The organism is Bacillus sp. PS217, assembly GCF_037963535.1.
GTDB classification, from domain to species: Bacteria; Bacillota; Bacilli; order Bacillales; family Bacillaceae; genus Bacillus; species Bacillus subtilis.
The window spans coordinates 3,135,001-3,161,322 of record NZ_CP150157.1 but is presented as its reverse complement, the minus strand read 5'-3'; the positions used below and the strand labels follow the sequence as shown (position 1 = coordinate 3,161,322).

Below are 26,322 nucleotides of genomic sequence, written 5' to 3'. Positions count from 1 at the left end.
GCGGCATATCTGCTGCTTTCTTTTTTGTTAAAAGCAAAAATAAACAAAAACAATTCAAAAACAAACAGAAATCATATATAATGAAAACGGATACAAATAAAAGGGGATGGAGGAATATCAAATATGGCGAAACATATATGGGATTCAGAGCGAGCTGCACGGCTGCCTAAAGGTGTAGAGGAATTGGTGTACAGGTCCAATCTGATCGGGTCAGACCGCACTGTCTGCAACTGGGGCGGGGGGAATACATCTATGAAAACAACGGAAAAGGATTTTAGAGGCCGTGAAATAGAAGTCATGTGGGTAAAAGGAAGCGGTTCGGATTTGGCAACAATGAAAGCGCATAACTTTACCGGTTTGAAATTAGATGATATCCGCCCGCTGATTAAAAGGGACCAAATGCCAGATGAAGAAATGGTAGACTACCTGTCTCATTGTATGATAGACAGCAAACATCCCCGCCCTTCAATTGAAACGCTATTACACGCTTTTCTGCCATACAAACATGTTGACCATACCCATCCAGATGCGATTATCAGCATATGCTGTGCGGATAATGGAAAACAAATCGCTGAAGACATTTACGGAAATCGGTTTGTATGGGTGCCATACGTCCGTCCTGGATTTACTTTGTCTAAAATGATCGCTGAAGGCGTAGCAAACAATCCCCACGCCGAGCTTATATTAATGGAGAAACACGGCTTAGTCACTTGGGGAGAGACGTCTGAAACATGTTATCAAAAAACGATATCCATCATTCAAGAAGCCGAGCAGTATGTTAACGATCGTATCAATCAGCATGAGGTATTCGGAGGCAAAAGGTATCAGCCGCTGCCGGAGGATAAAAGAAAACAAATCTTGGCAGGCATCATGCCTGTGATCAGAGGAGCAGTAAGTGAAGAAAAGAAAATGATCCTTTCCTATGATGATCATGACGATGTCTTGGAATTTGTAAACAGTGTCCAAGCGCCAGCACTTTCGCAAATCGGTGCGGCATGCCCGGATCACCTTGTTCACACAAAACGGGTTCCGCTGTACATTGATTGGAATCCGGAAACTCAAGATGTGCACAAGCTTGCAGATCTGATCAAGTCAGGAGTCGAGACCTTTACATCAGAGTATCAGGCTTACTTTACACGAAATCAGCAGGATGGGGATCAAATCTTTGAATCCTCCCCACGGGTGATATTGATTCCGGGAATCGGAATGGTGAATACAGGAAAAAGTTATGCCATGTCTAAAGTAAGCGGGGCTTTATATCGGAGGGCCATCGCCGTGATGAAAGGAGCAACCGCTCTGGGGCAATTTGTTTCTTTACATGAAAATGAATCCTACCATGTCGAATATTGGCCGCTCGAACTATATAAACTCACGCTGGCCCCGCCGGAAGCAGAATTTTCCCGAAAAGTAGCGTTGATAACTGGAGGAGCCGGCGGAATCGGCAGTGCAGCATGCCGCCGATTTGCAGCTGAGGGAGGGCACGTGATCGTAGCTGATCTGAATATAGAAGGTGCACAGAAAATTGCCGGGGAAATAAACGATGCATACGGAGAAGGACGGGCAATGGCTGTCAAAATGGATGTGACAAAGGAGGAAGACGTACAATCAGCTTTTGAACGAGCGGCGCTTGCTTACGGCGGCATTGATATCGTCGTCAATAATGCCGGGCTGGCCACATCAAGCCCATTTGACGAAACAAGTCTAAAAGAATGGAATCTTAATATGAATGTTTTAGGAACAGGCTATTTCCTTGTAGCCCGTGAAGCGTTTAAACAGATGAAACACCAAAATAGAGGCGGAAGCATGGTATTTGTCGGATCGAAAAATTCGGTTTATGCGGGCAAAAACGCCTCTGCCTACAGCTCGGTTAAGGCGCTTGAAACCCATTTAGCAAGATGCATTGCTGCAGAAGGTGGAGAATTCGGCATTAGGGTCAACTCTGTTTTGCCTGATGCGGTTCTTCAAGGATCGGCAATCTGGGGTTCAAGCTGGCGGGAGGAACGAGCCGCGGCGTACGGGATTGAACCGGATCAGCTGGAGGAACATTACCGGAAACGGACAGCATTGCTCGTCAATATTTACCCGGAGGATATTGCCGAAGCCATTGCATTCTTCGCTTCTTCCAAAGCCGAAAAAACAACGGGCTGCATGATCACGGTAGACGGCGGCGTTCCTGCTGCTTTTACGCGTTAGAAATATGCTATGATAAAAAATATAAGACGGACTACGATATGAGGAAGGGCGTTACCGATGCTAGTAGCAGAACGGCAGCAAAAAATAGTGGAAATAGTAAATATGCGTTCAAGCATCCGCGTTTCCGAATTAAGTGACATATTTTCAGTCACAGAGGAAACCATTCGGCGTGATCTTGAAAAGCTTGAAAAAGAACATAAACTGAGCCGGAGCCACGGAGGAGCGGTCAGTATTCAGCAGAAGGAATCAGAAATTCATTTTTCTGAACGGGAAATCACGAATGTCATCGAAAAAAAAGCCATCGCTCACGAAGCGGCCAAATATGTAAAAAGCGGAGACCGAATCATTCTCGATGCAAGCACAACCGCTTGGTACATGGCAAAAATACTCCCTGACATTGAGCTCACCGTGATTACAAACTCAATGAAAGCAGCTATTGAACTCAGCAATAAAGAAAACATATCAGTCATTTCAACAGGCGGCATTTTGCTGGAAAAATCATTATCGTTTGCCGGCCCGTTAGCAGAGCGTTCACTTGAGACCTATCATGTCAATAAAACCTTTCTGTCATGTAAGGGATTTGACGTACACAACGGGATGAGTGATTCAAATGAGTGGCAGGCGCTGCTCAAAAAACGGATGATCGAAAGGTCGGACCAGACCATTTTGATGGCCGATTCAAGCAAATGGGGGAACCGCGAGTTTTCACATATTGCCTCGCTGCAAGATGTCAGCCGCCTTATTACGGATTCTGGACTTGATCCGGCATCGGTAAAAGCTCTTGAGGACAAAAAGGTGAAGGTGACAGCTGTTCCTCTTTCGAAGAGAGGGTGAAAGGATGATTTATACTGCCATTGATATAGGCGCATCAAGCGGGAGAATCATGGTAGGTGAACTGAATGAAGGGAAGCTTGACATACAAGAGATTCACAGGTTCGCTAACGGTTTCAGTCAAAGAGACGGGCATTGCTTTTGGGATATTGATCATTTGCTAAAACAAATCCTGCAAGGACTGCAAAAAGTAAAGACGCTTGGGTATGAACACTGCACCGTAGGCATTGATACATGGGCAGTTGATTATGTCTTACTGGACGAAAAAGGCGATCGGTTGCGGGAAGCAATCTCCTACCGTGATAGAAGAACAGATCACACAATAGACAAACTGGAACATACCCTCTCAAAAGCCGCAATTTATCAAAAAACAGGAATACAATTTCAGCCTTTCAACACGATCTATCAATTATATGAGGAAGACCGTGAGCTGCTGATAAAGACAGACAAAATTATGATGATTCCTGATTATTTAGGCTATTGTTTAACCGGAAAAGCTGTAACGGAAATCACAAATGCGTCCACAACACAGCTTTTAAACGCCTCAACGGGAAATCTTGATCCTGAATTGCTTGAAGCCGTGTCCGTTCAGGAACAGCAATTTGCCCCGCTGACTGAACCGGGGTGTGAACTCGGGAAGCTAAGAAATGAGTGGTTCCCGGATTATGATCTCCCGGCGTGCAAGGTGATGACAGTCGCAACACATGATACGGCCTCGGCCGTCATTGCAGCGCCAGGCGTACATGATGGCTGGGCGTATATCAGCAGCGGAACATGGTCGTTAATCGGGGTTGAAAACAAAACACCGATAATAACTGATCTTGCTTTAGAAAACAACTATACAAATGAACGCGGCGCAAACAACACCATTCGCTTTCTCAAAAACATTATCGGCATGTGGGTGATACAAGAAGTCAGACAGCAGTTACAAGCAGATTACTCCTTCCAGCAGCTTGCAGAAGAAGCCAAAAAAACAGAACCATTCCAGCAATTTATAAACTTAAATGATAAACGATTCCTGAATCCAGAAAACATGATAAAGGAAATACAACATTATTGCAGACAAACCCGCCAAAAGATTCCCCGCACTGCAGGCGAACTTGCCTGCTGCATCTACAGCAATTTAGCCATCATCTATGCGATAGCCATCAAAGAGCTCGAAACAATCACAGAACAACCGATCGAGCAATTTCATATCATCGGCGGCGGAGCCCGGAATGATTTCTTAAATCAATTAACGGCAGACATGAGTGGAAAAGCGGTATATGCAGGGCCGATAGAGGCAACTGCCATCGGAAATCTTTTGATGCAAATGATTGCTGCCAAAGAAGTCAAAGACATAAAAGAAGCCCGGCAAGTCGTCAGAAATTCCTTTCCGATCAAAGTGTTTACACCTAAAGACATTGACAGAAGCACCATCATTCAGTCATTTCAGCAAACCGTTTTGAAAGCGCTATCTAAATGATGAAGAGGTGAAAAGGTTTGAAAAGAAAAGCCAGTATCATGTTTGTCCATCAAGACAAGTACGAAGAATACAAACAGCGGCATGATGACATTTGGCCAGAGATGGCAGAAGCACTCAAAGCTCATGGAGCACACCATTATTCCATTTTTCTAGACGAGGAAACAGGCAGGCTTTTTGCATATTTAGAAATAGAGGATGAAGAGAAATGGAGAAAGATGGCGGACACGGAAGTTTGCCAAAGATGGTGGAAATCGATGGCGCCATTAATGAAAACAAATTCGGATTTCAGTCCTGTTGCGATAGATCTAAAGGAAGTTTTTTATTTGGATTGAAAAACTGATAAAGGGAGAGAGCCGTATGACCATAAAAGCCAATTATGACAGTGCAAAACAGGCATATGAAAAATGGGGAATTGATGTTGAAGAGGCGCTTCGGCAATTAGAGCAAGTGCCCATTTCGATCCACTGCTGGCAGGGTGACGACATTGAAGGCTTTGAAGTAAATAAGGGCGAGCTTTCAGGCGGAATTGACGTGACCGGCAATTATCCCGGAAAAGCGCAAACTCCTGAAGAATTAAGAAGAGATTTGGAGAAGGCTCTTTCTCTCATTCCTGGAAAGCACCGCGTAAACCTGCATGCGATATACGCAGAAACAAACAGGGAAGCGGTAGAACGTGACGAATTGAAGCCGCAGCATTTTGAAAACTGGGTGAAATGGGCAAAAAACCTTGGTCTCGGTTTAGATTTTAATCCAACCTTGTTTTCGCATGAGAAAGCGGCTGACGGACTCACCCTTTCACACCCTGATCCCGACATCAGAGAATTTTGGATCAGGCATTGCATCGCTTGCCGCCGTATCGGGGAATACTTCGGGAAAGAATTAGGAACACCTTGCTTGACGAATATTTGGATTCCCGACGGCTATAAGGATATCCCGAGTGATAGGCTGACACCGCGTAAAAGACTAAAAGAATCACTGGATCGGATCTTCGCAGAGGAGATCAGTGAACATCACAATCTTGATTCAATCGAGAGCAAGCTGTTCGGGCTTGGCTCCGAATCATATGTTGTCGGATCTCATGAATTTTATTTAGCTTATGCTTTGACGAATCATAAGCTTTGTTTACTTGATACAGGCCATTTCCATCCGACTGAGACGGTATCAAACAAGATCTCGTCCATGCTGCTTTACACAGACAAGCTTGCCTTGCACGTATCGCGGCCTGTTCGTTGGGATAGCGACCATGTAGTGGTTTTGGATGATGAATTGAGAGAAATCGCTCTTGAAATTGTACGAAATCATGCTCTTGAGAAGGTCGCCATCGGTCTGGATTTTTTCGATGCCAGCATTAACCGTGTAGCCGCCTGGACCATCGGAACGAGAAATATGATCAAAGCTTTATTGTATGCCCTGCTTCTCCCGAACGGATATTTAAAACAATTGCAGGAAGAGGGCCGCTATACAGAAAGGCTGGCCCTGATGGAGGAATTCAAAACATATCCTTTCGGAGCCATCTGGGATTCCTACTGTGAGCAAATGGGCGTTCCGGTAAAAGAGGCATGGCTTCATGACATCAAAGAATATGAGCAACAGGTGCTTTTAAAAAGGAAGGCATCTTCTCCGATTGCCTAATAAAAAATCCGCCGCGGCATTTGCACGCGGGCGGATTTTTTTAAGCTTGATCAGCAGGGTATACAATCCCCATTTGCTTTCTTGCTTCTTCCATAATCTTTGCAGTGGTCAAAGACCGTTCAAATGTATTTTCTTCAGATTCCAGCTTATTCTCTTTTATGAGCGTGACAAATTCTTCTGCTTCATAGAACATCGCTGGTTTAGGATCAGGGATCGCGATGTTTTCAAGGCGGCCGTCCCGGTAGCGGATTTCAACACGTTCAGGCCGGTGAATCGTATCGATTACAATCGTCCCGTCTTCACCCTGGATTTCAGCCGGGGCATAGGAAGTAGTGATTTTGGAATGCATCAGAACAGCTTCGAACCCGTCGTAAGACAGAATGACAGTTCCTTCTCCGTCCACTCCGGAGGATAAAGCATATCCGTTTGCTTTTACATCCTTCGGCGCGCCAAACAACACAACAGCCGGATAAATACAATAGACGCCAATATCCATTAATGACCCATTGGAAAGCTCAGGCTGAAACGCATTCAAAACAGTTCCGCTTCTGAACGCGTCATATCGTGAGGAATACTGGCAGTAGCTTGCGGTAAATCTGCGGACAGTGCCGATTTTATGCAGGTGTTTTTTCAGCTCTTTGAAATTCGGCAGGAAAGTGGTCTTCATTGCTTCCATGAGAACAACGCCGTTTGCCTTAGCCGCTGAGATCATCTCTTCTGTTTCTTTTGTATTCGAAGCAAACGGCTTCTCACAAAGCACATGCTTGCCATGGTTCATAAAGAGAACGGCTTGTTCCTTGTGAAGAGCGTTCGGGCTCGCTATGTATACGGCATCAAAGCCATCGCTCGCCGCCATTTCCTGAAGGTCTGAGAAGGCATGCGCAGCGTTGTGTTTAGCAGCAAACTCGCCAGCGCGTTCAGCCGATCTTGAATAAACAGCAGTCAGCTGAAAATCTTCGATATCCGCTGCTGACTCAAGAAAGCGGTCTGTAATCCAGTTGGTTCCTATTATTGCAAAACGTATCACTCGTATCGCTCCTTTTGCATGATATAGCTAAATTATAGCTTAAAAAGAACAAAATCACATGATAGATATAAATAGAATGTTAAAACCGTGAAAGCTTTTCCAGCAATTAACGGTTTTTATTTTTCATTATAGGGACGATAGTGTACAATTTAATTAAACTATGTATGACGGAGGAACGATAGTGGAGACGTTGCAAACATGGAGCGGCAGATTCAAGCGATTCTTCTTGGATAATAAGTTTGTTTTATTTTTGCTTGTGCTGCTGCTGATTGGTTTAAATATTCTAGTATTTACAAAAACATCATTTATTTTCACCCCGATTATTGTTTTGCTCAAAACGATATCACTTCCGATTATTTTGACAGGCATTGTTTTTTATCTGTTAAACCCGGTCGTCGATTTCCTTGAGAGAAGAAGAATAAGAAGAATCTATTCTATATTGCTGCTATATCTATTGGTTATCGGGCTGATCACGATCACAATCGTGTCGATCATTCCCTTCTTAAAAGAACAAATTATGAGTTTAATCGACAACATCCCAAGATATGTGGATATCGTTGAAAATCAGACGAAACAGCTGATCGGCAGCAACTTCGTCAATCAGGCCCAGCAAACGACGAACATCAATATATCTGATCTCGCAACAAAGGTTTCAGATCAGGCAGCGACAATTGTGAACAGTACCTTTACCGGCGTTGGGAATTTTATCGGCGCCCTGACTGAGATTATCATTTCAATCGTTACGGTTCCGTTTATCCTTTTCTATTTGTTAAAGGACGGAAAAAAATTGCCGGTCTACATACTGAAGTTTGTTCCGACGCAATTGAAAGAACAGACATACACAGTCTTAAGCGAAATGAATCATCGGTTAAGCTCTTATATCAGAGGCCAGATCATTGTCAGCTTCTGTATCGGGTTTTTGCTGTTTATCGGTTATTTGATTATCGGGCTGGATTATGCTTCATTGCTTGCAGTCATTGCGGCTTGCACAAGCATCGTTCCATATTTAGGGCCAACGATTGCCATTACGCCTGCGATTATCATTGCCATAGTGACATCGCCGCTCATGCTGCTTAAGCTGGTGATCGTTTGGACGATTGTTCAGCTGATTGAAGGGAAGCTGATCTCTCCGCAAATTATGGGAAAAAACCTTCACATCCATCCGATTACGATTATTTTTCTGCTGTTAACAGCCGGCAAGCTGTTCGGCGTTGTTGGAATCATTCTTGCGATTCCCGGCTATGCGGTTGCCAAAGTCATTACGACACATTTATTTGACTGGTTTAAAATGCGGTCACATTTATACGATGAAGAAAAAAATGAAAATACGCCGGGGCATAAAGTGTGATTTTCGTTTATAGTTATATAAGACGGGCTTTCCATTTATGGGAAGCTCCCGTTATGTAAAAAAATAAATGTCTAATGGGGAGAATCAAAATCATGACTCTATGGGAATTGTTTGTAGCCGCCATTTTAGGAATCGTAGAAGGATTAACAGAGTACGCGCCGGTTTCTTCGACAGGACATATGATTATAGTAGACGACATCTGGCTTAAATCAAGTAATCTGATGTCAGAAGAAGCTGCTAACTCATTCAAGGTGGTTATTCAGCTAGGCTCCATTTTAGCAGTAGCTATCGTGTTTAAAGACCGAATTTTAAATTTACTGGGCTTGAAAAAAAATATTACAAGCGACCAGGAGCAGGGACATAAATTAAGCATTGCCCAAATTGCCGTCGGACTCGTGCCTGCAGCTGTTCTCGGCTTTTTGTTTGAAGATTACATTGATGAATATTTATTTTCCGTTAAAACTGTGGCCATCGGTTTAATTGCCGGGGCAATCCTCATGCTTTTTGCTGACTGGGTCAATAAACGGAAAACAGCGACAGACACACTCGACCGCATTTCCTATAAACAGGCGATAGCCGTCGGCTTATTCCAATGTCTTGCCCTTTGGCCGGGTTTCTCGCGTTCGGGTTCAACCATTTCCGGCGGTGTTATTCTCGGATTAAACCACCGAGCTGCAGCCGACTTTACGTTTATTATGGCGATGCCGATCATGATGGGAGCCAGCTTTCTAAGCCTCGTGAAGCATTGGGACAGCTTAAGCTCGGATCTGATGCCATTTTTCATCGTCGGCTTTATCTGTGCCTTTGTTGTCGCACTGTTTGTCGTCCGTTTCTTCTTAAGGCTGATTAACAAAATCAAACTTGTCCCATTTGCAATCTATCGAATTATTCTCGGTGTGATTTTACTTTTGATCATGATGTAAGTCGAAAATAAGGCTCTTTTACGAGCCTTATTTTTTCTGTCAATTCAAGAGGAAACAGCTTGTTTTTCAAAATAAAATCATCTATAATAAACATGACATTACATACGGGGCCATAGCTCAGCTGGGAGAGCGCTACGCTGGCAGCGTAGAGGTCAGGGGTTCGAGCCCCCTTGGCTCCATACCTGTAAACCCTTATTCTATAAGGGTTTTTTTGTTTTGAGGAAAAGATTCATTCTCTGAATCCTCCAGTTGAGCGAAGTCAAAGTGAGCAGTTTATCTGTCAATCATGAATTTTCCAATACCTCCTTTTGTTCCTCAAAGACCGTCATGTCTTCCAAAGGAGGGGAGTAGACATGAAGAGACACCATTCGTTCGGATGTGGGATTAGACATTTTGTGAATTAAACCTTTGGTTGAAATAAGGCATTCTCCTTCGTGGACAAAGTATGAATTGGAGAGTTCTGCGTGTTCGCCGGCTGAGCGATAAATAGAATTAAGAAGCTTTCCTTCTAACACCATTGCACAACCAATGGATTGACCATGATCGTGGACTGTTGTCTCCTTGTTTGGCGGAATGTTAATCACGATAATTTCCAATTCATTATTTCGATAGATGGCATTTCGGCCGTAAGCGTACTGGTCTGGTTCCTTAATATACGGTTGACTCAATTTTGCTGCGTTTGGAATTTGTTTTAAAGACGTTGCTAAATCTTTAACCGATGGATTTTTCAAGCCGCCAAAAATGTCTTGGATACACTCATACAGTTCCATTCGTTTTTGCCTCCCGGAATATTTAAAATTTCCTTACATTGGTATTTTATAGGTTAATTCATGGTATTTACCCATATACAATTTAGAGGCGGCAAACGCCCAGTGAACACAAAAAAATGTGCGGCCAAAATGTTGTCTTATCACCAACTTATTCGAGTTTATTAGTTGGAATAGTGGATTGAAAGGGTTAAAACGGCCTGCTTTAATTCGCTTGAGGGAACGAGCAGGGCTCCATAAGTGCAGTTCTAGGCCCCTTGGCTCCAAAACACAATATCGGGGAAAAGCTTTCAGACTTTTTATGTTGTGCTTGAAATTTACTCCATTGACAAAACACAATCGATTTGAAATAATATTTGATTATATGCTCATTCATTCACATAATTATAATAAAATAATATCATTTCCCCTGAAAGGGAGAATATTAGACTGAAAGCTAATGGTATGCAAAATCTATTAGCTTCTTTTGGTTTCAAAAAATGATGTGTTTCGCATGTATTCATATAGGAAGGAATGACAACATGAAGACAAAACACTATTGGGTGATTTCTTTGCTCGCCGTCTTAGCGGTCGGGCCGGGATTGATGTCTAACACGGCATTGTCGTCAGTTCAAGGCCTTGTTCAGAAAGCGGTTGGAACAAGTGGCTTCACATCAGTAAATCCAATATTGATCGGCAATCTGGCCTTTGCCTTATTAGTTCCGGCAGGACCGCTGCTGAGGAAAAAATTCGGTGCTCGTCCCGTCTATCTGGCTTCATTACCTGTCTTTATACTAGGTTCACTGCTCATCGCATGTTCAAGCGATGTTGCATGGATGGCAGCAGGACGCTTTTTACAGGGAGCGGCAACAGGTGTCATGCTGATGATTATGATTCCAATGCTTGTACTGTCATTCCCGATTGAACGCAGGAATTATGCACTGCTTGTGCTGATCGGGGGATTCTATGGTTCTGTTATCATCGGCACAATCCTGGGAACCATTGCAACAAGCTGCGGGCATTGGAGATGGCTGTTTTTCATCTTTGGCACCTTGTCCCTGATCGGTGTCGCGGTGAGCTATTTCTTTCTCCATGACGAACATCACGGAGCGGCGGATCAAGAACAGCCGCTTGATCGTGCGGGAATTCTTTTATCTGTTTTCCTTGCCGCAGCCTCAGCGGTTTCATTCATTTTTCTGCAAAAATGGGGGCTGTCATCGGGTTATGTATGGATTGGTTTCGGGGTGACGTTATGTTTGCTCATTGGTCTATTGATTGTGGAATATAAAGTGAAAAACCCATTCATATCTATTAAACTGATGCTGCTGCCAAAACCGGTGCTTGGCTTATTGATCATAGCTGCAGGGACGATAACGGTAGCTGTCAGCCTGTCTGCTTTTCAAGGCTTGCTCCGTCAAATGTATGATATTTCTCAGGAGCATCTCATTCTTTTAAACTTGACTCTTTTAATCGGAGTGGCGATCGCGGCCATTTTGAGCGCTCTGTTTTATGATAAAGTCGGACCAGGGATGCTCGGTATTATCGGCGGACTCATTCTCGTCTTTGTGAATTTTCAATGGCTGCATATGCAGGATCGATCATCTCTTTATATGTTCGCGGCACTGTTTATCATGCTTGCAGCGGGAACAGGCCTGACAGTCGCCGCAGGGCTGATGGGAGCTGCCATGGGAGGCCCGCTGCCTGATTTGGTCAAGAGAATGACAGCTGTTCAGTTTTTAAGATTGTTTGTCTATATGGGAGTTCCTATTCTCATCGGCTTTTTCACGAAAAAAGATGCTGCCAGACAAAGCGGTTCGGTACAGGATTCTATGATGACTGCTTATCATGATCTCTTCTTCATTTCTTTTATCCTTAGCGTGCTGCTCGTCTGTCTGTCATTTTGTATGAATGCCACTGGAATGGGGCACAAGCTGGCACATAAACCACATGATAAAGCGAAAACAGCTCCGGAAAAACCGGCCGTTTCAGCAGAAGGTTTGTCGAAGGCAACTGTCAAATCATATAAAGTAATAAATGATACGGAATATCGGAATGCACTCAGAAATTTACAAAAATAGAAACATGGTAAAAACCTTTTCATTGAGCGAAAAGGTTTTTATTTTGCAATCTTTTCCCAACTTTATCCCTAAAGAATTGAAAAATATTAGAAGTGCAAGTAAAATTCTAAAAGGTAGATTCTTTTACATTCGTAATCTTTTAATTCGAAGGAAGGTTTTCATGGCCCGTAAAAAACTTAAAAAACGTAAACTCTTTATTTCACTATTTTTCCTTGTATCGATTCCGCTAGCTCTGTTTGTTTTAGCGACAACTTTATCAAAACCGATTGAAATATCCAAAGAAACTGAAGAAATCGATGAACAGCAAGTATTTATAGACAGTCTGTCCGGACATGCCCAAATTTTGTATGAAAAATACCATGTTCTCCCCAGCATCACAATTGCTCAGGCCATTCTCGAATCGGACTGGGGGAACAGTGAACTGGCTGCTAAGGCCAACAACCTTTTTGGCGTAAAAGGGAATTATAAAGGCCATCATGTCACGATGGAAACGGACGAAGTTGAAAAAGGGAAAAGAAAAACCATTCGCGCGAAGTTTCGAAAATACAGCACGTTTTTTGAATCTATGGATGATCACGCCCAATTGTTCGTCCGTGGCACATCGTGGAATAAAAAGAAGTATAAACCGGTGCTTGAGGCAGGGAATTATAAGGAAGCGGCAACCGCCCTGCAAACATCAGGATATGCTACAGACCCTGACTACGCTGACAAAATCAGTGCTATTGTGGAAAAATACGATTTAGATGAGTACGATGAGGTAAATCCATCCCTCAAATCTGTGGATTTAAACGCCTCTATTAAAGACAGTGCCGTTCAAGACGTATGGTCCAAGCCTTCTACTGATGATCGGTCCATAAGGCTTACCTCTGCCCAATCTTACGTCGGCAAAGACATAAAGGTTGTGTCTAAAAAACAGAAAGGCCAGTCTGTATGGTACCAATTCCAAATCAATGATAAACTTATTGGCTGGATTGATGATTCAGCTGTTGAAATAAAGGAGGCAACCTAAGCCCTTTTTACTGGTATTTTTAATTCTTTGTTCCATTCTGGGGAATTTGAGGTATAATATTCCACGGAAGTTATCACTTTTTAACTATGCTTTCGGGAGGGAACAAAGGTGCAGAAATATAGACGCAGAAACACGGTTGCCTTTACAGTATTAGCTTATTTTACTTTTTTTGCGGGAGTATTTTTGTTTAGTATCGGACTCTATAATGCTGATAACCTGGAACTCAATGAAAAAGGTTATTACATCGCTGTTATGATACTTGTAGCAGTTGGTGCGATTCTCACACAAAAAGTAACCCGTGATAACGCGGAGGATAACGAAATCATCGCGGAACAGGAAAAAAGACAAAATCAATCTCATATCGAATCATAAAAAAATCCGGCGACTGCACGCCGGATTTTTTTGATATCACCCTGTAAACACTTCGCCATCAGGGTAACGGATATTTGATTGCTCTGTTTTTGCGAATGAAAACACGAACGTTAAAGGACCAATTCTTCCGATAAACATGATGACAATAATGATACACTTGCCAGCTGTTGTCAGTTCAGGAGTAAGCCCCATCGTAAGGCCGACAGTTCCGAATGCGGAAAAGGTTTCAAACACAATTTGAAGAAATGGCGCTTGTTCTGTGATCGTCAGGGCGAAAATCCCTAAAAACACGATGAACAAACTGGTGACGCTCACAGCTAAAGCTTTAATGATAATCGGATATTTGATAGAACGGCGGAAAATAACCGTTTCTTTTTTACCTCTCAAGTAAGCAATAACAGATGTTAAAATCACGATGAACGTAGTCAGCTTAATGCCGCTCGCCGTTGATGCGCTTCCTGCTCCGATAAACATCAATAATAAAGTAAATACAATTGTTCCTTCTCTCATGCTTCCAAAATCTAGAGAATTGAAGCCTGCGGTTCTCGGCGTCACTGCCTGAAAATAGGACGCCCACAGTTTATCCACTATATGCAGGTGGCCGAGCGTCCCAGGGTTGCTGTATTCTAAAATAAAGACCGTAAGCATAGCAATCGCATTCAACATCAGCGTTCCTGTAAGCATGAGCTTTGTATGTAAAGAAAAAGCTTTAAAACGCCGATTTTTCATCACATCAAACAGAACCGTAAATCCGATCCCTCCTGTAATAAATAAGAAAGTAATCACGAGGTTTACTGTAGGATCGCCAACGTAGCTCATCAAATTATCAGGCCACAACGAAAACCCGGCATTGTTAAAAGCAGATATTGCGTGAAACAAACTTGCAAACAAGCCGGATGACCAGCCGTACTGAGGTACAAGCCGGATGGATAAAATGAGTGCTGCTATCAATTCAATACTGATCGAAAACAGAAACAGGACTTTGACAAGGCCAATGACACCGCCGATTGTCGGCTGGTTTAAGGCTTCCTGGACGAGCATTCGTTCTTTTAAGCCGATTTTTTTTCCTAATATCATGACGATCAAGACCGCAAATGTCATAAATCCAAGCCCGCCAATCTGAATCAGCCCCATAATAACTGTTTGCCCGAATACCGTAAATTGAGTACCGGTATCGACAACAGCAAGCCCTGTAACAGTTGTAGCGGAAGCCGCAGTAAAAAGGGCATCTATCCATGACAATGGCTTCGTAGTGGAAATCGGAAGCATTAATAGGACAGCCCCGATGATAATGGTAAGGAAAAAACCAATGGCAAGCACTTGAGGCGGTGTAAACCGAACCCATTTGATCACTTTATCCCTTTGAAGTGTCACTTTTGTCTACATCCCTTCGTTTTCAAAACGTTTAATATCCTTTTTGTGGCCCATGATCACCAGGCAATCTTGCTCGTGAATGATGTCTTCAGGCGCGGGGGAAAGACAGATATCTCCATGATGTTTAATGGCCAGGATCGTGCAGCCGTACTTTGCTCTTACATTCAGGTCAATAATCGATTTTGAATCAAGCTTGCGCGTAGCCAGCAGCTCGACAATACTGTATTCATCAGATAGATCAATGTAATTCAAAACATTTTCGTCTGAAAGGCTTTGTGCGATTTTAACTCCCATATCTTTTTCAGGATGAATAATGCGGTCAGCGCCTATTTTTTCAAGCACCTTGTGATGATAATAGTTTTGAGCCTTCACCCAAATATTTGGAACATCAAGCTCCTTTAATAATAGGGTGGTCAGCGTACTCGCTTGAATATTTGCTCCGATGGCAACAATCACATATTCAAAATTGCGTATTCCTAATGAAAGCAATTCGTTTTCTTCGGTGGCGTTGGCAATTACCGCATGAGTGGCGTAAGAAGCATATGCATTGACCTTTTCTTCGTTGATATCAACCGCAAGGACCTCATGCCCCATTCTATGAAGTTCTTTACAAATGCTGCCGCCAAATCGGCCCAGCCCGATCACGGCAAATTGCTTATTTTTAATTCTTCCCAATGTTCATATCTCCCTTAGTGAATTAACGTTTTTGAAGCAAAAAAGACCATTGCAAAGAATGGCCGATAATAGACCTCCTCTCTGTATACGCCTACGAGGTTAGCTGTCGGATTAGGGATTCAGAGTACCCCCTCTTACTTAGTAAGATTCACCCCAAGGCTGTTAATAAAACAGCCAATCGTTGGTTCCCCCGTTCGTGTTTGATTAAGCGGTAAAAGAGACTGTATGAAATTGAACACTCAAGAATTTACTCCTGTTTCTAGTGTTTGTCAATTTAAATTTTAAACCAGAAAAAAGATAACGGGAATTAGAGAAAAAGGGGAGGGTAAAACGCAAAAAAGACCGGCGTTAACCGGTCTTTTACATTAGTTGCAACCGCAAGGCTGAGTCGGAGGAGTGCTGCGCTTAGCCACGTCAATGCTGGCTTCTGCGTAAAATTTATTTCCGATGCTTAATGATTTATTCTCTGCACGGAAAGTATATGTACCTGCGGCAGGAAGTGTTTTGTTATTCAGTTTTAATTTGAATTCGCCAGCTCCTAACAAATCAAGTGCCAAAGGAACTCTTACTGTTTTCCCGTTATTGAGGATCTGTGTTGTACGCAAGGCATTTCCGTTCAATGTGTCTTTCGTGTTTGCAGTAAATCCGCTTGGCAATGTAAACTCCATAACGCCAAGGCTGAGAAGCGTGTTTGGACGGTAAGTCAATTCGATATCTGAGAAAGACCATTCCGTTTTGCTGGCGCCAGTGATTGTTGCGAACAATGAAGCTGTAGACTGTGTTCTCATAGTAGATTCAGTATGAGCTTTAGTTGATGTAGATTCAGCCGCGAAAGAAGCTGTAGGTGCAGAAACGAGTAACCCGAGACTTAATGCACTAATTGCCAAAGAAGATAATAATTTGCGTTTCATAACAAAATTCCCCCTAAAAAATGATAAATTAAACAGGCCTGCCCGCTTTTCACCTCCTCTGAAAGGCCAAATACAAATTTTACCTACATAAAATTACCATCAAATATTTTGGAAGTAAATGGGGTGTTTTTCCCGTATTTTTCAAATTTGTAGTAGTTACATCAAAAAAACGCCTGGTTTCCCAGGCGTTTTCTGCTTTACTTTGTTTCGATCGGTATAAATTTAAAAATTTCTCCGGTCTGCACCGATTCAGCAAGCCGTTTCAGCCAGTCATAGTAAGCTTTAGAGCTTTCCAGCTGATCATATAACTGCAGTGCTTCATTTTTGATATCCTCATCGAGATCTTCCTTGCATAAAACCTTTTGTAAATCAGCTTGAGCTTCCTCGATCGCTGCTACATTCACTTGAACCTCCCGCTCCCATTTAGGCGGAAAGAAATTTGTGAAAAATTTAAAGAAATCCTTCTCAGCCACAAATGTATGCTTGCGGATGCCCCGGTGAAATGTTTTTTTCACTACATTTAAGTCTTGAAGCTTTTTGACGCCAGTGCTCATGCTTGGTTTGCTCATTTGCAACTCCTCACGCATTTCGTCAAGCGTCATCTCATCCCTCATATACATCGTCCCATATAAAATCCCGACACTGCGGGTAATTCCGTAAAGATCCATCGTTTCAGCAATGGAGTCAATAACAAGATCCCGAGCCTGTTCTATAGCTGCAAATTCTGGATTTTCATCCATACTGACCCTCTTTTCCTTTAGAAAATTAAATTCGTTAAGTTATTTCTTTATGTTCTTTATCTTAACGAAACATGAGGAAAAGTCAAAAAGAAAAATCAAAAGGGGACTTTGACAGTTTAAAAACCATATGTTAGATTAAGGTTGTTAAAAACATTAAATTTTTATTTAACAAACTTTATTTACGTCAAGGAGGCTTATATGAGTCAAACATTATTCATTGACGGAGAATGGATCAGTGCCGAAAAAGAACAGATCCGCAGTATTATCAACCCATTTAATCAAGAAGAAATTGCAACTGTAAGCGAGGGAGGGCGAGAGGACGCCATCAAAGCAATCGCAGCCGCACGCAGAGCATTTGACAAAGGAGAATGGTCTTCGCTATCCGGGCTTGAACGCGGAAAAATTGTTCTGAAAATTGCGGAATTAATCAGACGCGATCTTGAGGAGCTGGCTGAGCTTGAATCTCTTGATACAGGAAAAACACTCGAAGAAAGCAAGGCCGATATGGACGATATCGCCAATGTTTTTCAATATTACGCCGGCTTGGCAGACAAAGATGGCGGAGAGATCATTTCATCTCCGATTCCTGATTCAGAAAGCAAAATTATTAGGGAGCCAATCGGGGTTTGCGGCCAGATCACTCCATGGAATTATCCGCTCCTTCAAGCGAGCTGGAAAATCGCCCCTGCACTGGCCGCAGGAAACACAATCGTCATGAAGCCGAGTGAGATTACGCCGCTGACGACAATCAAAGTCTTTAAGCTGATGGAAGAAGCCGGTGTTCCAAAAGGTGTCGCAAATCTTGTTCTTGGACCGGGAGCCACAGTGGGCGACGAGCTTGCCGTAAACAAAGACGTCGATTTGATTTCATTTACGGGCGGAATTGAAACAGGCAAAAAAATCATACGGGCGGCAAGCGGAAACGTCAAAAAAATCGCCCTTGAACTTGGCGGGAAAAACCCAAATATTGTTTTCAAGGACGCGGATTTAGAAGTTGCGGTTGATCAGGCCTTAAACGCTGTATTTTTCCACGCCGGCCAAGTATGCTCTGCAGGTTCCCGCTTGCTTGTTGAGGATGCCATTCATGATCAATTTTTGGCGGAGCTGGTCAAACGGGCAAAACGCATAAAACTCGGAAACGGTTTTCATGCTGAGACAGAAAGCGGTCCGCTTATTTCGGCGGAGCACAGGGCAAAGGTAGAAAAATATGTTGAGATCGGAATAGAGGAAGGCGCGAAGCTGGAGACAGGAGGCAAACGCCCGGAAGATCCTGAGCTTCAAAACGGCTTTTTCTATGAACCTACTATTTTCTCAAACTGTAATTCTGACATGAGAATCGTTCAGGAAGAGGTTTTCGGTCCTGTATTGACAGTCGAAACCTTCAACTCTGAAGAAGAGGTAATCGAGCTTGCGAATGATACCATCTATGGCTTGGCTGGAGCGGTATGGTCAAAAGACATTGAAAAGTGCGAACGGGTAGCAGCCCGCTTGAGAATGGGAACCGTTTGGATCAACGATTTTCATCCGTACTTTGCACAAGCGCCATGGGGCGGATATAAGCAATCCGGGTTCGGACGCGAGCTTGGAAAAATAGGCCTTGAAGAATACACAGAAGTCAAACATGTATACCGCAATACAAAACCGGCAGCGGTTAACTGGTTCAATTCATAAGAGGGGGAGATTGATCATGACATTAAATATGAAGGTAGAAAGCATGCAGAAATTCCACACATTTGAAATTCCGACTGTGATTAAGCATGGAATCGGAGCCATCAAGCATACGGGTGAGGAAGTAGCTGCACTGGGCGTATCAAAAGCGCTCCTTGTCACAGACCCAGGGATTTATAAAGCCGGTGTTGCTGATCCTGTAATCGAATCACTTAAAGAAGCAGGCATTGAAGTGGTGCTCTTTCATAAAGTTGAGCCAAACCCGCCTGTCCGTCTGGTGAATGAAGGATCTGAGCTTTACAAAAAAGAGAACTGTAATGGTTTGGTGGCAGTCGGAGGCGGAAGCTCCATGGATACAGCAAAAGCAATCGGAGTAGAAGCGACTCACGAAGGAAGCGTGCTTGATTATGAAGCGGCAGATGGGAAAAAACCGCTGGAAAACCGCATTCCTCCGCTGACGACAATTCCCACTACAGCTGGAACAGGATCAGAAGTAACCCAATGGGCGGTTATCACAGATGAAGAAAGAGAATTCAAATTCAACACGGGCGGTCCGCTGATTGCAGCGCACTTGACCATCATTGATCCTGAGCTTCATGTTTCAATGCCTCCGCATGTAACAGCTATGACGGGAATTGATGCGCTCGCCCATGCCATTGAGTGCTATACAATGAAATTTGCACAGCCAATCACGGATGCGGTTGCCTTAATGGCGATTGAGTATGCCGCTCATTACATTAAGAGGGCATTTGCTGACGGAGAGGATCTGGAAGCAAGGTACGGAATGGCGCAGGCAGCGATGCTTGCCGGTCTTTCTTACGGAAGTGAATCAGCGGGCGCGGCTCATGCGATGAGCCAAACGCTTGGCGGTATTATCCCAGTCGCTCACGGCCAATGTGTAGCGGCGATGATGGGCCCTGTGATGGAATACAACTGGAAGGGCTATCCTGAGAAGTTTGCGCGTATTGCGAAAGCGTTCGGTATTGATACAAGCAAGATGACAACAGAAGAAGCTGCGAAAGCATCTGTCAATTGGATGTATGATCTGGTCGAAGATTTAGAAGTGCCGACTTTAGAAGAGCAGGGAGTATCACCTGATATGATCGAACGCTTGTCTAAAGAAGCAATGAAAGATCCGCAAACCTTCGGAAACCCTAGAGATTTAAATGAAAAAGCATACAACTGGATCTACAAGCGCTGCTTTAACCTTACGCCTAAAACTGTATAATCAAAATCCCGCTCCTTTACAGAGCGGGATTTTTTGGGATAATGAAGCATAGGTGGAAATTTTAGATAAGAAGGAAGGTGCCAGCTGATGTGGAAGCGTATGACTGCAAAAGCGGAAGGCTTATATATCGCAGATACAAAAAGCTTCGTAACAAAGCAAATGGACAAGCTTGATTTTGATTATGGCGGCATCCCCGGCGACTTGCATTTTGGCCTGACCAAAAAAGCGGGAGCCAGAGAACCAATGTTTTCAAGAGGGACTGAAATTTTCAACCGCAGACAAATTTCAATTGTTTCAATAGAGGAATGCAACGAAATCGCTTTAAAAATGGGAGTGCCGAGAATTTTGCCGGAATGGCTCGGGGCGAATGTGGCAGTCAGCGGTATGCCAGATCTTACTTCATTAAAAGAAGGAAGCCGGATTATTTTTCCGAGCGGAGCGGCTCTGCTGTGTGAGGGCGAAAATGATCCGTGTATCCAGCCGGGAGAAGTCATTCAGTCTTATTATCCGGACCAACCGAAGCTGGCGCCGGCTTTCGTCCGCCACGCACTGGGCATTAGAGGGATTGTCTGTATTGTGGAGAGACCTGGTGCTGTTTACACAGGTGATGAAATAGAAGTTCATTCCTATCAGCGAAAAGTCAAACGAAAAGCAGAAAGGGTCTGATTAAATCAGGCCCTTTCTATCTTTTCTTTAATTTCTTTCATTTGGCTGAGGTGCCGTTTTTCATGATGGCCGATAAAATCGATCCACTGTCTGACAGTCAGCTCTTGAAACACAGGATGCGGAAGCACTCTTTCAAAATCTTCTTCTTTCAGAGAGGCAATCGCAGCAGTCAGCTGCTCTCTTACCACATCAAGCTCACGTTTCATTTGGCTGCCTGAAATAAAATCATGCGCAGGCTCAAGATGACTCGGGGCTTTCCGTTTATTATTTCTGTCCTGTGCTACCTCAAGCGGTTTTTCTTCAATTTCTTTAATCGGAGCGTCCTTTACACGTTCCTTCAACATTTTTTGTGCGGTCATATCGATTTTTTTCAAATGGTCAAGAACTTCCCGTATGCTCCATTCTTCAGCAGAAGGCTTTTGATTCAGCTTTTCGTCAGAAAGTCCTTTCAATTCGTTCCACGTTTCTAATCTGGCTTCATTAAAGATACTCATCATATCTCCTCCTAAAATGACATTACCATATATATAAGCAATTATCATTTATAAAGCACTTCAAATGGGTTATTTGTCTTAAAATTTTGAAACTTTTCCTGGGGTGTCTCGTATTAATGGTAACGGCAGCCGTTCATCAATGCATTGATGAAGAAAGGATGAGGAAATTGGAGTTATTTGGAGTACCTATACAAACAATTTATCTTTATACGCTTATTATTGCGGGCAGCCTTACGCTGTTATTTCTGTTTTTCGGAGATGTATTTGCAGGGCTGCCAGAAGGCATTCCGTTTCTTAATCCGACATTAGTGCTCTCATTTTTCACATGTTTTTCAGCGGGCGGATATATAGGTGAACTCGTATTGCCTCTGTCGAGCTTGCTGATTGCGCTTTTATCTTGCATCCTTTCAATCATGCTGGTGGTATTGCTTCACATCTTTGTACTGGTACCATTATCATCTGCAGAAGAATCATTGGCATATAGAGAAGATGATCTCAGAGGAAGACTCGGTAAAGTGATTACAGCTGTGCCGGTTGACGGGTTTGGTGAAGTGGTCATAGAAGGGATAGGCGGGACCATTTCAAAGTCAGCGGTCAGTTTTGATAATCAGCAGATCAGTTACGGGACAACGGTGTTAGTCGTAGATATTAACAACGGAGTTCTTTCGGTTACTCCGCATGAACCCATTTAACATACAAGGAGGAATTTGATATGACAATGCCGATTATAATGATCATCGGAGTTGTATTCTTTTTATTAATTGCACTAATAGCTGTGTTTATTACGAAGTATCGTACAGCAGGGCCTGATGAAGCGTTAATTGTAACAGGGAGCTATCTGGGCAATAAAAATGTTCATGTCGATGAAGGCGGCAACCGTATTAAAATCGTCCGCGGCGGAGGAACCTTTGTCCTTCCCGTCTTCCAGCAGGCAGAGCCGCTAAGCTTATTATCAAGCAAACTCGATGTTTCGACACCTGAAGTCTATACAGAACAAGGAGTGCCAGTAATGGCCGATGGAACTGCGATTATTAAAATCGGCGGTTCTATAGGAGAAATCGCTACAGCGGCCGAACAATTTTTAGGGAAATCAAAAGACGACCGTGAGCAGGAAGCGCGGGAGGTTTTAGAAGGCCACCTTCGTTCCATTCTCGGCTCAATGACAGTTGAAGAAATCTATAAAAACAGGGAGAAATTTTCTCAAGAGGTGCAGCGTGTCGCTTCACAGGACCTCGCGAAAATGGGGCTTGTGATTGTTTCCTTTACCATTAAAGATGTGCGTGATAAAAACGGTTATCTTGAATCATTAGGGAAACCGAGAATTGCCCAAGTAAAACGCGATGCTGATATCGCGACAGCAGAGGCTGATAAAGAAACCCGAATTAAGCGGGCAGAAGCCGATAAAGACGCAAAAAAATCAGAACTTGAACGGGCGACGGAAATCGCTGAAGCTGAAAAAATCAATCAGCTCAAAATGGCTGAATTTCGCAGAGAACAAGATACGGCAAAAGCGAATGCCGACCAGGCATATGATTTAGAGACTGCCAGAGCGCGCCAGCAAGTCACAGAGCAGGAAATGCAGGTTAAAATTATCGAACGCCAAAAACAAATAGAACTAGAAGAAAAAGAAATTCTTCGCCGTGAACGTCAATACGACTCAGAGGTAAAGAAAAAAGCCGATGCAGACCGTTATTCTGTTGAGCAGTCCGCAGCAGCTGAGAAAGCCAAACAGCTCGCGGAAGCCGATGCCAAGAAGTACAGTATTGAAGCAATGGCAAAGGCTGAGGCGGAAAAAGTAAGAATTGACGGGCTAGCAAAAGCAGAAGCGGAAAAAGCGAAAGGAGAGACAGAGGCAGAGGTTATCCGCCTGAAAGGTCTTGCAGAAGCGGAAGCAAAAGAGAAAATTGCGGCCGCCTTTGAACAGTACGGGCAGGCGGCGATTTTCGATATGATTGTCAAAATGCTTCCGGAATACGCGAAACAAGCAGCGGCACCTCTTTCAAATATTGATAAAATCACCGTTGTCGATACAGGAGGAAGCGGTGAATCAAGCGGAGCAAACAAAGTAACCAGCTATGCGACGAACTTAATGTCAAGTCTGCAAGAAAGTTTAAAAGCATCCTCAGGAATTGATGTAAAAGAAATGCTTGAGAACTTTTCAGGAAAAGGAAACGTAAAACAAAGCATTAATGAATTAACAAATGAAATCAAAGAAGCCAAAACGATCCAAAAATCAGAGTAAGGAAAGGGCAGAACCGTATGGTAACTGTACGTGAAGCGAAGTTAGAGGATATAAAGGACATTGCAAAAGTGCATGTAGACAGCTGGAGGACAACATACCACGAAATTATCCCGATTGATTATTTAAACAGCCTGAACTATAAGGAATTTGAAGACAAATGGAAAAGTCGCTCGTTAAAGGGAGTATTTGTTGCTCAGGACGAAAAGGGTTCAGTATTCGGCTTTGCTTCATTTGGACCTATTCGCTCTGAACAAGAAGGCTATGACGGCGAGTTATACGCTATTTATCTTCTGGAAGAGCGCCAGCGGCAAGGTGCAGGCAGGGCGCTCTTAGCAAAAGGAGCGGAGTTTTTGCTTCAACATGGCTTTTCAAGTATGTTTGTTTGGGTTATTGAGCAGAATCCCTCGATTATATTTTATCAGGCCTATTCACCTGAAAGAGTAGCGGAGGACAACTTTGAAATTGCCGGAGTAAGGCTGAAAGAAGTAGGTCTTGGCTGGCCGGATCTTTCAGCTTTAAAAACACTTCTTAACAGATAACGAAAAATCCCCCAGTGGAATTCGCTGGGGGATTGTTACTTTTACGCTTTGTCACTTTTAAGCAGACGGGGTGCTGTCATAAATAATAAACATAGGACAATTGCACAAATAATGAATGAAGGAACCATGTAAGTCGCATTATAAGTTAAAGAATAAATCCATACCGGTGTTCCTTTTGGAGCAAAGCTGCCGAAAAACACAGCTCCTGAAATGACATGCGCGGCATAGCGCAGCAAACTGCCGATAAAAACTGCGCTGACCACTGAAACAATCAATTTCCCTTTTGTTTTTGATACAGCGGCTTTACGGACAGAAGAAGCGAAACAGCCGCTTATGCCGATTGCTGCGAAAGCGACAATGTAATCTAACAATAGCTGTACAGGATGTTGAGCAAACAAGTTTCCGATTGCTATTTGTACTAGACCTGTCAACAAACCTGTAGTAAGACCTGCTTTGACACCCCAGCGAAACGAAATTAAAAAGATCGGAATCATCATGATGGAGACCGAGCCTCCTTGAGGCATGCTAAGAAACATTCCTGAGACAATGTCTAAAATAACGGCTGCCGCTGTCATAATGGCAATTTCAATAAGGCGAACCAGTTGCTTAGATTGATTCATATCTATCTCCTTCCATTGACAGACAACCAAAAGGACAACAAAAAAGCAGCACGCGGAAGGATGAGAAAAGTTCCACGCACTGCTTTACGATCTGCAATTCATTTGACTTCGCCACATCCCTACGCCAGCGTTAACTAACAGGTTCAAAGGGTCAGAACGAAACCGCTCACTCTCAGCTTTAATGCTCCCCTTGTGGTCATCAGTATTTAGTTCGTTTCTACTATACAAGAAAACGAAAAAAACAACAAGATCACATGACTGATGTATATGTTCTTTTAAGAAACTTATATGATACACACGCTTTAGAAATCATGGCGAGGATTATAGTTTATTTGTTTTATAGATTTTTTTAAAAAAACTATTGCAATAAATAAATACAGGTGTTATATTATTAAACGTCGCTGATGCACAGCGGACACAAACTAGATGCTTCAAAACAACTTGAAAAAAGTTGTTGACAAAAAAGAAGCTGAATGTTATATTAGTAAAGCTGCTTCATTGAGAAGTAACGAAATGATCTTTGAAAACTAAACAAGACAAAACGTACCTGTTAATTCAGTTTTTAAAAATCGCACAGCGATGTGCGTAGTCAGTCAAACTAGGGTCTGCACGACGCAGGTCACGCAGGTGTCGCCGCAGGATGCGGTGAACTTAACCTGTGATCCATTTATCGGAGAGTTTGATCCTGGCTCAGGACGAACGCTGGCGGCGTGCCTAATACATGCAAGTCGAGCGGACAGATGGGAGCTTGCTCCCTGATGTTAGCGGCGGACGGGTGAGTAACACGTGGGTAACCTGCCTGTAAGACTGGGATAACTCCGGGAAACCGGGGCTAATACCGGATGGTTGTTTGAACCGCATGGTTCAAACATAAAAGGTGGCTTCGGCTACCACTTACAGATGGACCCGCGGCGCATTAGCTAGTTGGTGAGGTAACGGCTCACCAAGGCAACGATGCGTAGCCGACCTGAGAGGGTGATCGGCCACACTGGGACTGAGACACGGCCCAGACTCCTACGGGAGGCAGCAGTAGGGAATCTTCCGCAATGGACGAAAGTCTGACGGAGCAACGCCGCGTGAGTGATGAAGGTTTTCGGATCGTAAAGCTCTGTTGTTAGGGAAGAACAAGTACCGTTCGAATAGGGCGGTACCTTGACGGTACCTAACCAGAAAGCCACGGCTAACTACGTGCCAGCAGCCGCGGTAATACGTAGGTGGCAAGCGTTGTCCGGAATTATTGGGCGTAAAGGGCTCGCAGGCGGTTTCTTAAGTCTGATGTGAAAGCCCCCGGCTCAACCGGGGAGGGTCATTGGAAACTGGGGAACTTGAGTGCAGAAGAGGAGAGTGGAATTCCACGTGTAGCGGTGAAATGCGTAGAGATGTGGAGGAACACCAGTGGCGAAGGCGACTCTCTGGTCTGTAACTGACGCTGAGGAGCGAAAGCGTGGGGAGCGAACAGGATTAGATACCCTGGTAGTCCACGCCGTAAACGATGAGTGCTAAGTGTTAGGGGGTTTCCGCCCCTTAGTGCTGCAGCTAAC

The 26,322-nt window shown here is 43.6% G+C and carries 24 protein-coding genes, 1 tRNA gene, 1 rRNA gene and 2 riboswitches (1 of these 28 only partly in view); of the genes, 18 read left to right on the top strand and 8 right to left on the bottom strand.

Features of this window, described 5'->3' with window-relative positions; translation table 11 throughout:
* Nucleotides 1–123 precede the first annotated feature (123 nt).
* The 5 genes from NSQ83_RS16500 to rhaA are packed head-to-tail and all read left to right on the top strand — an operon-like array spanning nt 124 to nt 6,121.
* The gene (locus NSQ83_RS16500) at nt 124–2,193 is read left to right on the top strand and encodes a bifunctional rhamnulose-1-phosphate aldolase/short-chain dehydrogenase (RefSeq protein WP_046160782.1); all 2,070 of its coding nucleotides are present in this window, start codon (nt 124–126) and stop codon (nt 2,191–2,193) included.
* Between the two features lie 57 nt (nt 2,194–2,250).
* Nucleotides 2,251–3,027, top strand: a complete 777-nt coding sequence (gene rhaR / locus NSQ83_RS16495) for a rhamnose catabolism operon transcriptional regulator RhaR (RefSeq protein ID WP_009968057.1) — start codon at nt 2,251–2,253, stop codon at nt 3,025–3,027.
* Between the two features lie 4 nt (nt 3,028–3,031).
* The gene (gene rhaB, locus NSQ83_RS16490) at nt 3,032–4,489 is read left to right on the top strand and encodes a rhamnulokinase (RefSeq protein ID WP_160221781.1); all 1,458 of its coding nucleotides are present in this window, start codon (nt 3,032–3,034) and stop codon (nt 4,487–4,489) included.
* Nucleotides 4,490–4,506: 17 nt separating this feature from the next.
* On the top strand, nt 4,507–4,821 hold the full coding sequence (gene rhaM / locus NSQ83_RS16485; RefSeq protein ID WP_003243762.1) for an L-rhamnose mutarotase: 315 nt from the start codon (nt 4,507–4,509) through the stop codon (nt 4,819–4,821).
* A gap of 25 nt (nt 4,822–4,846) precedes the next feature.
* Nucleotides 4,847–6,121, top strand: a complete 1,275-nt coding sequence (rhaA, locus tag NSQ83_RS16480) for an L-rhamnose isomerase (RefSeq protein WP_003228924.1) — start codon at nt 4,847–4,849, stop codon at nt 6,119–6,121.
* A 40-nt stretch (nt 6,122–6,161) separates the two neighbouring features.
* On the opposite strand, the gene iolU is transcribed toward rhaA, so the two are convergent.
* The gene (gene iolU / locus NSQ83_RS16475) at nt 6,162–7,148 is read right to left on the bottom strand and encodes a scyllo-inositol 2-dehydrogenase (RefSeq protein ID WP_160221780.1); all 987 of its coding nucleotides are present in this window, start codon (nt 7,146–7,148) and stop codon (nt 6,162–6,164) included.
* Between the two features lie 181 nt (nt 7,149–7,329).
* Between iolU and NSQ83_RS16470 the strand changes: the two genes are divergently transcribed.
* The 3 genes from NSQ83_RS16470 to NSQ83_RS16460 all read left to right on the top strand — a co-directional run bounded on the left by NSQ83_RS16470 (nt 7,330) and on the right by NSQ83_RS16460 (nt 9,598).
* Nucleotides 7,330–8,496: an AI-2E family transporter gene (locus tag NSQ83_RS16470; RefSeq protein ID WP_014480665.1), complete on the top strand. Its 1,167-nt coding sequence runs from the start codon at nt 7,330–7,332 to the stop codon at nt 8,494–8,496.
* Between the two features lie 92 nt (nt 8,497–8,588).
* Complete coding sequence (locus NSQ83_RS16465) at nt 8,589–9,419, top strand: undecaprenyl-diphosphate phosphatase (protein WP_014477785.1); 831 nt, start codon at nt 8,589–8,591, stop codon at nt 9,417–9,419.
* Nucleotides 9,420–9,525: 106 nt separating this feature from the next.
* Nucleotides 9,526–9,598: transfer RNA gene (locus tag NSQ83_RS16460), tRNA-Ala, on the top strand.
* 105 nt (nt 9,599–9,703) lie between these two features.
* Here NSQ83_RS16460 and cdoA read toward each other — a convergent pair.
* On the bottom strand, nt 9,704–10,189 hold the full coding sequence (gene cdoA, locus NSQ83_RS16455; RefSeq protein WP_015251362.1) for a cysteine dioxygenase: 486 nt from the start codon (nt 10,187–10,189) through the stop codon (nt 9,704–9,706).
* A 518-nt stretch (nt 10,190–10,707) separates the two neighbouring features.
* Between cdoA and NSQ83_RS16450 the strand changes: the two genes are divergently transcribed.
* The 3 genes from NSQ83_RS16450 to NSQ83_RS16440 all read left to right on the top strand — a co-directional run bounded on the left by NSQ83_RS16450 (nt 10,708) and on the right by NSQ83_RS16440 (nt 13,624).
* Entirely contained in the window at nt 10,708–12,243 is a 1,536-nt protein-coding gene (locus NSQ83_RS16450; RefSeq protein ID WP_160221779.1) for an MFS transporter, read from the top strand.
* Nucleotides 12,244–12,403: 160 nt separating this feature from the next.
* Entirely contained in the window at nt 12,404–13,252 is an 849-nt protein-coding gene (gene lytG, locus NSQ83_RS16445; protein ID WP_041352186.1) for an exo-glucosaminidase LytG, read from the top strand.
* A gap of 108 nt (nt 13,253–13,360) precedes the next feature.
* Entirely contained in the window at nt 13,361–13,624 is a 264-nt protein-coding gene (locus NSQ83_RS16440) for a YiaA/YiaB family protein (RefSeq protein WP_003222348.1), read from the top strand.
* 36 nt (nt 13,625–13,660) lie between these two features.
* Here the strand turns inward: NSQ83_RS16440 and ktrB are convergent, their stop codons facing one another.
* The 4 genes from ktrB to gbsR form a co-directional block, all read right to left on the bottom strand.
* On the bottom strand, nt 13,661–14,998 hold the full coding sequence (gene ktrB / locus NSQ83_RS16435) for a Ktr system potassium transporter KtrB (RefSeq protein ID WP_080529717.1): 1,338 nt from the start codon (nt 14,996–14,998) through the stop codon (nt 13,661–13,663).
* Between the two features lie 6 nt (nt 14,999–15,004).
* A complete protein-coding gene (ktrA, locus tag NSQ83_RS16430) occupies nt 15,005–15,673 on the bottom strand; it encodes a potassium uptake protein KtrA (RefSeq protein ID WP_029318513.1) in 669 nt (222 codons plus the stop codon).
* A 72-nt stretch (nt 15,674–15,745) separates the two neighbouring features.
* Nucleotides 15,746–15,894, bottom strand: a riboswitch (cyclic di-AMP (ydaO/yuaA leader).
* A gap of 144 nt (nt 15,895–16,038) precedes the next feature.
* Complete coding sequence (gene bslA / locus NSQ83_RS16425) at nt 16,039–16,584, bottom strand: biofilm surface layer hydrophobin BslA (protein ID WP_003243556.1); 546 nt, start codon at nt 16,582–16,584, stop codon at nt 16,039–16,041.
* 197 nt (nt 16,585–16,781) lie between these two features.
* Nucleotides 16,782–17,324 carry a transcriptional regulator GbsR gene (gene gbsR, locus NSQ83_RS16420; RefSeq protein ID WP_014480661.1) on the bottom strand — a complete coding sequence of 181 codons (543 nt, stop codon included), beginning with the start codon at nt 17,322–17,324 and terminating at the stop codon, nt 16,782–16,784.
* 198 nt (nt 17,325–17,522) lie between these two features.
* On the opposite strand from gbsR, the gene betB reads away from it, so the two are divergent.
* The 3 genes from betB (at nt 17,523) to NSQ83_RS16405 (ending at nt 20,886) form a co-directional block, all read left to right on the top strand.
* A complete protein-coding gene (gene betB / locus NSQ83_RS16415) occupies nt 17,523–18,995 on the top strand; it encodes a betaine-aldehyde dehydrogenase (RefSeq protein ID WP_153912380.1) in 1,473 nt (490 codons plus the stop codon).
* 16 nt (nt 18,996–19,011) lie between these two features.
* Nucleotides 19,012–20,220 carry a choline dehydrogenase gene (gbsB, locus tag NSQ83_RS16410; protein WP_014477776.1) on the top strand — a complete coding sequence of 403 codons (1,209 nt, stop codon included), beginning with the start codon at nt 19,012–19,014 and terminating at the stop codon, nt 20,218–20,220.
* An 87-nt stretch (nt 20,221–20,307) separates the two neighbouring features.
* Nucleotides 20,308–20,886, top strand: a complete 579-nt coding sequence (locus NSQ83_RS16405; protein ID WP_003228953.1) for an MOSC domain-containing protein — start codon at nt 20,308–20,310, stop codon at nt 20,884–20,886.
* 5 nt (nt 20,887–20,891) lie between these two features.
* Here the strand turns inward: NSQ83_RS16405 and NSQ83_RS16400 are convergent, their stop codons facing one another.
* The gene (locus tag NSQ83_RS16400) at nt 20,892–21,380 is read right to left on the bottom strand and encodes a DinB family protein (protein WP_003242867.1); all 489 of its coding nucleotides are present in this window, start codon (nt 21,378–21,380) and stop codon (nt 20,892–20,894) included.
* A gap of 167 nt (nt 21,381–21,547) precedes the next feature.
* Here NSQ83_RS16400 and NSQ83_RS16395 point away from each other — a divergent pair, with 167 nt between their 5' ends.
* The 3 genes from NSQ83_RS16395 to NSQ83_RS16385 are packed head-to-tail and all read left to right on the top strand — an operon-like array spanning nt 21,548 to nt 24,161.
* Nucleotides 21,548–22,072 carry an NfeD family protein gene (locus NSQ83_RS16395; protein ID WP_015251368.1) on the top strand — a complete coding sequence of 175 codons (525 nt, stop codon included), beginning with the start codon at nt 21,548–21,550 and terminating at the stop codon, nt 22,070–22,072.
* A gap of 20 nt (nt 22,073–22,092) precedes the next feature.
* Nucleotides 22,093–23,622, top strand: a complete 1,530-nt coding sequence (gene floT / locus NSQ83_RS16390; RefSeq protein ID WP_003228960.1) for a flotillin lipid rafts scaffold protein FloT — start codon at nt 22,093–22,095, stop codon at nt 23,620–23,622.
* A gap of 17 nt (nt 23,623–23,639) precedes the next feature.
* Nucleotides 23,640–24,161: a GNAT family N-acetyltransferase gene (locus NSQ83_RS16385; RefSeq protein ID WP_003228963.1), complete on the top strand. Its 522-nt coding sequence runs from the start codon at nt 23,640–23,642 to the stop codon at nt 24,159–24,161.
* A gap of 41 nt (nt 24,162–24,202) precedes the next feature.
* Here NSQ83_RS16385 and thiT read toward each other — a convergent pair whose 3' ends face one another.
* Complete coding sequence (gene thiT / locus NSQ83_RS16380) at nt 24,203–24,781, bottom strand: energy-coupled thiamine transporter ThiT (protein ID WP_003228966.1); 579 nt, start codon at nt 24,779–24,781, stop codon at nt 24,203–24,205.
* Between the two features lie 99 nt (nt 24,782–24,880).
* A riboswitch (TPP riboswitch) is annotated at nt 24,881–24,982 on the bottom strand.
* 466 nt (nt 24,983–25,448) lie between these two features.
* On the opposite strand from thiT, the gene NSQ83_RS16375 reads away from it, so the two are divergent.
* Nucleotides 25,449–26,322, top strand: a 16S ribosomal RNA gene (locus NSQ83_RS16375) (it continues 676 nt past the right edge of the window).

Coding starts and splice junctions, on each gene's coding strand:
- NSQ83_RS16500 (WP_046160782.1), top strand. CDS start 124: ATGGCGAAACATATATGGGATTCAGAGCGAGCTGCACGGCTGCCTAAA.
- rhaR (WP_009968057.1), top strand. CDS start 2,251: ATGCTAGTAGCAGAACGGCAGCAAAAAATAGTGGAAATAGTAAATATG.
- rhaB (WP_160221781.1), top strand. CDS start 3,032: ATGATTTATACTGCCATTGATATAGGCGCATCAAGCGGGAGAATCATG.
- rhaA (WP_003228924.1), top strand. CDS start 4,847: ATGACCATAAAAGCCAATTATGACAGTGCAAAACAGGCATATGAAAAA.
- NSQ83_RS16465 (WP_014477785.1), top strand. CDS start 8,589: ATGACTCTATGGGAATTGTTTGTAGCCGCCATTTTAGGAATCGTAGAA.
- cdoA (WP_015251362.1), bottom strand. CDS start 10,189: ATGGAACTGTATGAGTGTATCCAAGACATTTTTGGCGGCTTGAAAAAT.
- NSQ83_RS16450 (WP_160221779.1), top strand. CDS start 10,708: ATGAAGACAAAACACTATTGGGTGATTTCTTTGCTCGCCGTCTTAGCG.
- lytG (WP_041352186.1), top strand. CDS start 12,404: ATGGCCCGTAAAAAACTTAAAAAACGTAAACTCTTTATTTCACTATTT.
- bslA (WP_003243556.1), bottom strand. CDS start 16,584: ATGAAACGCAAATTATTATCTTCTTTGGCAATTAGTGCATTAAGTCTC.
- gbsR (WP_014480661.1), bottom strand. CDS start 17,324: ATGGATGAAAATCCAGAATTTGCAGCTATAGAACAGGCTCGGGATCTT.
- betB (WP_153912380.1), top strand. CDS start 17,523: ATGAGTCAAACATTATTCATTGACGGAGAATGGATCAGTGCCGAAAAA.
- gbsB (WP_014477776.1), top strand. CDS start 19,012: ATGACATTAAATATGAAGGTAGAAAGCATGCAGAAATTCCACACATTT.
- NSQ83_RS16405 (WP_003228953.1), top strand. CDS start 20,308: ATGTGGAAGCGTATGACTGCAAAAGCGGAAGGCTTATATATCGCAGAT.
- NSQ83_RS16400 (WP_003242867.1), bottom strand. CDS start 21,380: ATGAGTATCTTTAATGAAGCCAGATTAGAAACGTGGAACGAATTGAAA.
- floT (WP_003228960.1), top strand. CDS start 22,093: ATGACAATGCCGATTATAATGATCATCGGAGTTGTATTCTTTTTATTA.
- NSQ83_RS16385 (WP_003228963.1), top strand. CDS start 23,640: ATGGTAACTGTACGTGAAGCGAAGTTAGAGGATATAAAGGACATTGCA.
- thiT (WP_003228966.1), bottom strand. CDS start 24,781: ATGAATCAATCTAAGCAACTGGTTCGCCTTATTGAAATTGCCATTATG.